The organism is Kribbella sp. (assembly GCF_035655035.1).
Classification (GTDB): domain Bacteria; phylum Actinomycetota; class Actinomycetes; order Propionibacteriales; family Kribbellaceae; genus Kribbella.
Map to the genome: position 1 here is coordinate 1 of NZ_DASRVN010000647.1, position 8,191 is coordinate 8,191.

General features: G+C 69.8%; 9 protein-coding genes. 5 read left to right on the forward strand and 4 right to left on the reverse strand.

From position 1 onward, the window contains the following. The first annotated feature begins 37 nt into the window (after window positions 1-37). Window positions 38-1,216 (forward strand): SAM-dependent methyltransferase, encoded by a 1,179-nt coding sequence (locus VFF46_RS33865; protein WP_325041331.1) that lies wholly within the window; start codon window positions 38-40, stop codon window positions 1,214-1,216. Then, entirely contained in the window at window positions 1,213-2,370 is a 1,158-nt protein-coding gene (locus VFF46_RS33870; RefSeq protein WP_325041324.1) for a hypothetical protein, read from the forward strand. The genes VFF46_RS33865 and VFF46_RS33870 overlap by 4 nt, the downstream gene beginning before the upstream one ends. 60 nt (window positions 2,371-2,430) lie before the next feature. On the opposite strand, the gene serC is transcribed toward VFF46_RS33870, so the two are convergent. Then, on the reverse strand, window positions 2,431-3,555 hold the full coding sequence (gene serC / locus VFF46_RS33875; RefSeq protein ID WP_414673120.1) for a phosphoserine transaminase: 1,125 nt from the start codon (window positions 3,553-3,555) through the stop codon (window positions 2,431-2,433). Between the two features lie 97 nt (window positions 3,556-3,652). Next, entirely contained in the window at window positions 3,653-4,501 is an 849-nt protein-coding gene (locus VFF46_RS33880; protein WP_325041325.1) for a phytanoyl-CoA dioxygenase family protein, read from the reverse strand. Window positions 4,502-4,590: 89 nt separating this feature from the next. On the opposite strand from VFF46_RS33880, the gene VFF46_RS33885 reads away from it, so the two are divergent. Beyond that, window positions 4,591-5,346, forward strand: a complete 756-nt coding sequence (locus VFF46_RS33885; RefSeq protein ID WP_325041326.1) for an AraC family transcriptional regulator — start codon at window positions 4,591-4,593, stop codon at window positions 5,344-5,346. Here VFF46_RS33885 and VFF46_RS33890 read toward each other — a convergent pair. Further along, a complete protein-coding gene (locus VFF46_RS33890) occupies window positions 5,343-6,455 on the reverse strand; it encodes a citrate synthase 2 (RefSeq protein ID WP_325041327.1) in 1,113 nt (370 codons plus the stop codon). The two genes, VFF46_RS33885 and VFF46_RS33890, sit on opposite strands and share 4 nt — an antisense overlap. 141 nt (window positions 6,456-6,596) lie before the next feature. Between VFF46_RS33890 and VFF46_RS33895 the strand changes: the two genes are divergently transcribed. Both VFF46_RS33895 and pdxH read left to right on the forward strand, forming a co-directional pair. Further along, complete coding sequence (locus VFF46_RS33895; protein WP_325041328.1) at window positions 6,597-7,154, forward strand: hypothetical protein; 558 nt, start codon at window positions 6,597-6,599, stop codon at window positions 7,152-7,154. A gap of 9 nt (window positions 7,155-7,163) precedes the next feature. Further along, window positions 7,164-7,802 carry a pyridoxamine 5'-phosphate oxidase gene (gene pdxH / locus VFF46_RS33900; RefSeq protein WP_325041329.1) on the forward strand — a complete coding sequence of 213 codons (639 nt, stop codon included), beginning with the start codon at window positions 7,164-7,166 and terminating at the stop codon, window positions 7,800-7,802. On the opposite strand, the gene VFF46_RS33905 is transcribed toward pdxH, so the two are convergent. Next, on the reverse strand, window positions 7,754-8,191 hold a 438-nt coding region (locus VFF46_RS33905; protein WP_325041330.1), incomplete at its 5' end, for an MMPL family transporter. The genes pdxH and VFF46_RS33905 overlap by 49 nt on opposite strands.

Below are 8,191 nucleotides of genomic sequence, written 5' to 3' on the forward strand. Positions count from 1 at the left end.
GGATGGTGGAGCGGAGGGGGCTGGGGCTCGGGGCGTGGTGTGGGCTGCGCTGGTTGATCGGTTGGGGCTGGTGCGGGGGCTTGGTTCTGGGCGGCGGCGGGGGAGTGGGGCGCCGGGGTTTGTCAGGGCCGAGGTGCGGTACGTCGATCTGAAGGGGGAGCGGCACCTTCAGGTCACGGAGTTCGACGAGCGGCAGGCGCACACGCGGAACGTTCCGGACGCGGACGTCGAGAAGGTGGTCGACGAGCTGCTGGACGCGGGGTATGGGTCGTGGCATGTCGAGACGACCAGCGAGACGTTGCGGCTGCGGTACACCAAGAAGGGTAAGGAGCTGCTGCACCGGCAGGAGGACAGCCGTGAGCAGCAGACGAGTCATGACCGGGTGAAGCGGCGGGTGCTGGATCCGGCGGCGCCGTTCCTGATCGAGCTGGGGATCAGTGACCACCAGGGGCGCGTGAAGCCGTCGCGGCAGGCGAAGTACAAGCAGATCGAGGAGTTCTGCAAGCTGCTGGCGCCGGCGGTCGACGAGGCGGTCGCGGCGGGGCGGATCGCCAAGGACCGCCCGCTGCAGGTGGTCGACCTCGGCTGCGGGAACGCGTACCTGACGCTGGCGGCGTACCACCTGCTGTCCGCGGCGGGACACGACGTACGGATGACCGGTATCGACCACAATCCGGCCGCGCGGAAGCGGAACACCCGGGTGGTCGAGGCGCTCGGCTGGCAGGAGCACCTGCGGTTCCTCGACGCGACCATCGAGGGTGCCGAGCTGGACGTCCGGCCGGACGTCGTACTGGCGCTGCACGCCTGCGACACGGCGACCGACGACGCGCTCGCGCGGGCGGCCCGCTGGGAGGCCGCGCTGGTGCTCGCGGCTCCGTGTTGTCATCACGACATCCAAAAGCAGTTGAAGAGCGTCACACCACCGGCGCCTTATGCGTTGATGACGAGATATGGCATCGTTCGTGAGCGATTCGCCGACGTCCTGACGGACACCCTGCGGGCGGCGGTGCTCCGACAGGTCGGCTACCGGGTGGAGGTCGTGCAGTTCGTGGACAGTCAGCACACGCCGCGCAACCTGCTGCTCCGTGCCGCGCGGACCGGGGCCGAACCGGCCGCGGACCTGCGGGCCGAGTACCAGGCAATGGTCACCGAATGGCAGGTGACGCCGCGCCTGGCGCAGCTGTTGCTCCCGGAGGGTGCCGAGGTGGTTTCGTGAGACAGTTCCGGATCGCATGCGCGCTGCTGGGCGCGACGCTCTGCGCCCTCGCGGGTGCCGCGCTGCCGACCGCCTCGGCGACCGGTACCGCGCTGACGGCCGCGTCGGCGACCGGTACCGCGCTGACGGCCACTTCGGCGATCGGTACGGCGGACCCGGCGGCGAAGAAGCTGTTCTCGATCAACGACGACCGGATCAAGAAGCCGACCGGGCTGGTGAGGAGCAGCAAGCACCAGGGCACGTACTGGGCGGTGAGCAGCTCAGGCAGCACCGGGCGGGTGTTCGCGCTGGACACGACCGGCAAGGTGCAGGCGGTGTTCCGGTTCGGCGCGCCGGTCAAGGACGTCGAGGCGCTCGGTATGGACCGCAACGGCACGCTCTACATCGCCGACATCGGCGACGCCAACGCGAGCCGGAACCAGATCGAGATCTACACGATCCCGGAGCCGGCGAGCCTGCAGGACTCGTCCAACGTGAAGTACCACCAGTACGACTTCAAGTACCCCGACGGCGCGCACGACGCCGAGACGCTGCTGATCGATCCGGCCACCAGCCAGCTGTACGTCGTGACGAAGTCGTCCAAGGGCACCGGCACGATCTACTCCGCCCCGGCCTCACCGACCCGCCAGGGCACCAACGACCTCACCAAGCTCGCGCCGGCACCGACCGGTGTGATCACCGACGGGACGTTCCTTACGGACGGCCAGCGCGTGGTACTGCGGACCTCGACGGACCTCGCGACCGTGGCCTGGGGCGACAACCCGAACGCCATCGCCCGGAGTGCCGCGCTGCCCGGCGAAGGTGACAGCGTCGCGCTCGGCGCCACCGACGGCACCGTCGTGTTCGCGGCCGGCGGCACGAGCCCTGGCGTCTACGAGCTGGCGGTGCCCGCCAAGGCGGCGCCGGCCGGCGCCAAGACGCCGACGGCGAGCGGCAAGCCGAAGCCCGCGACGTCGACCGACAGCAACAGCTCGGACACCTCGACCAAGAGTCACAACATGATGTGGATCATCATCGGCGCCGCACTGTTCGCACTGCTCATCACGGTCTTCACGTTCCCCCCGGGCCGCCGCGAGCGCCGCGACCGCCAGGCCGAGAACGACCGCCTCACCGGGCAGGCCCCGCCCACCCCGCACCGCCGCCAGCACTCCTGAGACAGACACAGCCGCCGGCCCCGGAGCGGGATCGGCGGCTGTGCTGACCAGCAGGAGCTACTACTTGAGGTTCTCGACCACGTAGTCGACGGCCTGGGTGAGCTTCTCGACGTCGTCCGGGTCGACCGCCGGGAACATCGCCACCCGGAGCTGGTTGCGGCCGAGCTTGCGGTACGGCTCGGTGTCGACGATGCCGTTGGCGCGCAGCGTCTTCGCGACCGCGGTGGCGTCGATCGAGTCGTCCAGGTCGATGGTGCCGATCACCAGCGAGCGGGCGTCGGGGTCGGTGACGTACGGCGTCGCGTACTCCGACTTCTCGGCCCAGGTGTAGAGCCGGTTGCTGGAGTCCGTCGTCCGGCCGACGCTCCACTTCAGGCCGCCCTGGCTGTTGATCCAGTCGGTCTGCTCGGCCATCAGGAACAGCGTGGCCAGCGACGGCGTGTTGTACGTCTGGTTCTTGCTGGAGTTGTCGATCGCCGTCGCGAGGTCCAGGAATGCCGGGGTCCAGCGGCCGGACGCGGTGATCTCCTCGACGCGCGCGAGCGCCGCCGGGCTCAGGACCGCGATCCACAGGCCACCGTCGGAGGCGAAGCACTTCTGCGGGGCGAAGTAGTACGCGTCGACCTCGGTGATGTCGACCGGCAGGCCGCCGGCGCCGGAGGTGGCGTCGATCGCGACCAGCGCGCCCTCGTCGGCGCCCTCGACCCGCTTCACCGGCGCCATCACACCGGTGGAGGTCTCGTTGTGCGGCCACGCGTACAGGTCGACGCCGGCCTCCGCGACCGCGACCGGGCGGCTGCCGGGCTCGGCCTTCACGATCGTCGGGTCGCCGAGGTGCGGCGCCTGCTGGGCCGCTTTGGCGAACTTCGAGGAGAACTCGCCGAAGCTCAGGTGCTGGCTCTTCTCCCGGATCAGCCCGAACGTCGCGACGTCCCAGAACGCGGTCGAGCCGCCGTTGCCGAGCACGACCTGGTATCCGTCGGGCAGCTGGAACAGCTCCGCGACGCCTTCCTGGACCCGCTTCACCAGGTTCTTCACCGGGGCCTGCCGGTGCGAGGTGCCGAGCAGCTTGGCGCCCTCGGTCGCCAGCGCGGCGACGGCCTCCGGACGGACCTTCGACGGGCCCGCGCCGAAGCGGCCGTCGACGGGCTTGAGCTCTGCAGGAATCTTGATTTCGCTGGTCACCAGCGCGTTCCCTTCGTCGTCTGCATTCAGAAAGCCGACGACGCTGTCAGCGCGTTCTATCCTCGCACACCTCGCCCGGCCGACGCGCCGGGGTGTCTCATTCGTGCTTGCGGCTCACCGTCTCGGTCCCGGTCAGTACGGCGACCGGACCGTCCGGGGTGTCCGTCCACTCGCCGCACGCGCCGCCGCCCTCGGCGACCTCCAGCGCGAGCTCGGTGCCGTCCATCCGCAGCGCCGGGTGGTAGTACTGCGCGACGCGCTCCGCCTCGCCCTGGATGTAGTGCCCGATCAGCGCCCGCCGGAACCGGTCGGTGGTGACGTTCGGGTTGCTCCCGTGCACCAGCGCCCCGTGGAAGAACAGCACGTCGCCCGGCTCCATCTCCACCGGTACGGCGGCCTCGGCCGTCGGCAGCGGGACCGTGACGTCGGTGAAGCTGACGGTGGTGTCGGCCTTCTCGGTGCAGAGGATCGGCCAGCGGTGCGAGCCCGGTACGACCTCGAGGCAGCCGTTCGCCATGTCGACGGTGTCGAGCGCCATCCAGGCCGCGATACAGGTCCCCGGATCCGCCTTCAGGTAGAAGTTGTCCTGGTGCAGCGCCTGTCCACGCGAGCCGGCGGGCTTGAAGTACACCATCGTCTGGACCGCGTACGGCGACCTGCCGAGCAGCTCGGTCATCACCTGGTCGATCCGCGGGTCGATCATCCACTGCAGCGACACGTCGTCCCAGCGGTGCATCTGCGCCATCCGCGGGTAGCGCTTCAGCGGGTCCCGGCTGGTCGCGGTGTCGCCGGAGAAGTCGTGGTCGCGTGGGCCGCGCTTGCGGACCTGCATGTAGTGGTCGCGGAGCCGCTCGGCCTCGTCGGTGGAGAACAGCCCGCGCACCAGCGTGTGCCCGGTCTGCTCGAATTCTTCCCGGCGAGTAGTGGTGTTGTATGAAACGCTCATGCGCGGCTCCTCTAGGCTTGGATCGAGTTCCATTTTCGAGCCTGTGCCGGGCCGAGAGCCACGGACGATTCACGCGAGGAGTTGAACTTTTGCCGCATCGACTGCAGCTGACGCGGATGTCCGCGCCGACGTTCTGGCGGTGTGAGCCGAGCTGGTCCTGGACCTCGCGGCCGCTCGCGGACCATCTGCTGTGGTGCGTGCTCGACGGCCGCGGCGAACTCGAGCTCGACGGTCACCGGAGGGAGCTGCACCCGGGCGTGTGCGCGGTGTTCCGGTCGGGCGACGCGCCCCGGGCCACCCACGACCCGCACCGGCGTCTGCTGGTCTTCGGCATGCACTTCGACACCACCTCGACCGCGGCGGCCGAGCCGCGCTGGGGCGAGGTGATGGACCGCGAGTTCCTCGGCGTTCTCGCCCGTACCAGCGATGCGTCGTACCGGCGGGGTGATCCGCTCGGCCGGCATCAGGCCGAGCTGTGCCTCGAACAGCTGGTCGCGCTGGTGTGGGACGCCGTCCACCACCCGGGCCGGACCGTGACGGACACCGCCGTCGACGAGATCGCCCGGCAGCTCCGGCAGGACCCGGGCCGCGAGTGGACCGTCAGCGAGATGGCCGGCCGTGCGGCGCTCAGCCGGGCGCAATTCACCCGCCGGTTCATCAAGCAGTTCGGGATGTCACCGGCGCAGTACCTGATCCAGGCGCGCATCGACCGCGCGCACCAGCTGCTCACCGAGAGCGGCATGACCGTCACCGCGACGGCCGCCGCCCTCGGCTACACCGACGTCCCGTACTTCAGCCGCCAGTACAAACAACGCACCGGCCGCACCCCGAGCCAAGACCGCTAGGTCCAGTTGGGGTTCCAGCCGACGATGGAGTCGGCGGGGCGGGTTGCGGGGCCGGAGTAGATGGCGGAGGGGCGGATCAGGCGGCCGGTGCGTTTCTGCTCCAGGACGTGGGCGCTCCAGCCGGCGGTCCGGGCGCAGGTGAACATCGAGGTGAACATCGGCGGCGGCACCTCGGCGAAGTCCAGCACGATCGCCGCCCAGAACTCGACATTCGTCTCCAGCACCCGGTCCGGCCGCCGCTCGCGGAGCTCGGCCAGCGCGGCCTGCTCGAGCGCCTCGGCCACCTCGTACCGCGGGGCGGCCAGCTCACGTGCGGTACGTCGAAGCACCCGGGCGCGCGGGTCCTCCGCCCGGTACACGCGGTGCCCGAAGCCCATCAGCCGCTCGCCCGCGTCCAGCAGACCCTTCACGTACGAACGTGCGTCGCCCGAACGCTCCACACCCTCGATCATCGTCAGCACGCGCGCCGGTGCGCCGCCGTGCAGCGGACCCGACATCGCGCCGACCGCGCCCGACAGCGCCGCGGCGACGTCCGCGCCGGTGGACGCGATCACCCGGGCGGTGAACGTGGACGCGTTCATGCCGTGCTCGGCCGCGGACGTCCAGTACGCGTCGACCGCCTTCACGTGCTTGGGATCCGGCTCGCCGCGCCAGCGGATCATGAACCGCTCGGTGATCGTGGTCGCCTTGTCCACCTCACGCTGCGGCACCATCGGGTGGCCGACGCCCCGGGCCGCCTGCGCGACGTACGACAGCGCCATCACCGCCGCCCGGGACAGGTCCTCGCGGGCCTGGCTGTCGTCGATGTCGTAGAGCGGCCGCAGACCCCAGGCGGGTGCGAGCATCGCCAGCGCGGACTGTACGTCGACCCGGACGTCGCCGGTGTGCACCGGCAGCGGGAACGGCTCGGCCGGCGGCAGACCCGGCGTGAACGCGCCGTCGACCAGCAGACCCCAGACGTTCTCGAACGGCACCCGGCCAACCAGGTCCTCGATGTCCACGCCGCGGTACCGGAGCGCCGAACCTTCCTTGTCCGGCTCGGCGATCTGGGTGTCGAACGCGATCACACCCTCCAGCCCGTGCTGCACCTCGGTCCTCGGATCAGACATACAACTCCTTAGTTCCGGCAAGCGATGGAGCTTGAGCGATAGCGGCGCCCAGGCAGCATAGTTCTCCGCACCGACGACCGGACAGCTTTGTGACCGGTTCGGCCGGGTCGGGTGGACCGGTGAGAGGTCTAATCTCGGCCCATGTCAAAGCCCCTGCCCGGCCTCGGGCTCCTGATCGGCGTGATCGTGACGTACGCCGGGATCGTCGGTGCGGCGTTCGCGGTGAACCGGGTGATGATGCGGATGCAGGCGTACCGCAACGACTTCAGTGCACTGCCGTGGGTGGCGCTGCTGGTCGCGATCGCCGTGGTGCTGGGTGTGCTGATGATCCTGCCGTCGGTCGGTTCCGGGGTGACCACCGCGACCGGGCTGATCCTGACGGTGGTCGGGCTCGGCGTGCTGGTGCTGCCGCTCAAGTACGCGTTCGACATTCTCAAGCTGTTCCAGTTCTCGGGGTCGCGGATCGGCGGGTCGTACCTGTTCTTCGACGGGTCGGCGCTGCTGCTCGGGATTCCGCTGCTGCTGGTGGGGATCCGGCGCTGGGCGCAGGACGCCAAGCTGGCCAAGGCCTTGCAGGGACCCGGCTACCCACAGCAACAGCAGTGGGGCGGCTACCCGGGCCAGCAGCCGCAGCCGCAACCGCAACCGCAGTACCCACAGCAGCCTCCGCAGTACCCAGGCCAGCGACCGCCTCAGTAGGCTCGACGCGTGGACCTTGCGGAGATGCGGGAGACGTACGGGCTGGGTGAGCTGCTCGAGAGCCAGGTGGCGGCAGACCCTGTCGTGCAGTTCGAGACCTGGCTGGACCAAGCGCGCCAGGCGGGCCTTGCGGAGCCGAATGCGATGGTACTGGCGACAGCCGACGCCGACGGGCGCCCGTCGGCGCGGACCGTGCTGCTGAAGCGTGTAGACGAGCGTGGCTTCGTCTTCTATACCAACCAGCAGTCCCGCAAGGCAGAAGACCTGGCCGCGAACCCACACTGCGCACTGGTGTTCCCGTGGCACGCCATGGAGCGCCAGGTCCGTGTCGAAGGCACGGTGACCAAGCTGCCCACAGACGAGGTCGACGAGTACTTCGCCAGCCGCCCGCGCGGGTCACAGCTCGGTGCGTGGGCGTCCCAGCAGAGCCAGCCGGTCGCGTCCCGCGAGGAGCTGGACCTGCAGTACGCGTCGTACGAGCGGCAGTGGCCGGAGGGTACCGAGATCTCCACGCCGTACTTCTGGGGCGGCTATCTGGTGACCCCGGAGGCGTTCGAGTTCTGGCAGGGCCGGACCGGTCGCCTGCACGACCGCCTGGCCTACCGCCGTACCAATTCGTCCTGGGCGCTCTCCAGACTCCAGCCCTGATCTTCCCGGAAGCCGTGCCGCTTCCACCAGCGCACCAGCGGCTGCGGCGCCCACCAGTTGGCACGGCCAAGCAGTCGCATCGTCGCGGGTACCAGCAACGCCCGCACGATGGTGGCGTCCAGCGCGATCGCGATCACCAGCCCGACGCCGATCATCTTCACGAACACGATGCCCGACGTGGAGAACGCCGCCACCACGATGATCAGCAGCAACGCGGCGCTGGTGATGATCCCGCCGGTCCGCTGCAGCCCGAGCGCGACCGCCTGGGTGTTGTCGCCGGTCCGGTCGTACTCCTCCCGGATCCGGCTGAGCAGGAAGACCTCGTAGTCCATCGACAGCCCGAACAGTACGGCGAACAGCAGCACCGGGTTGGTCGCGTCCAGGAACCC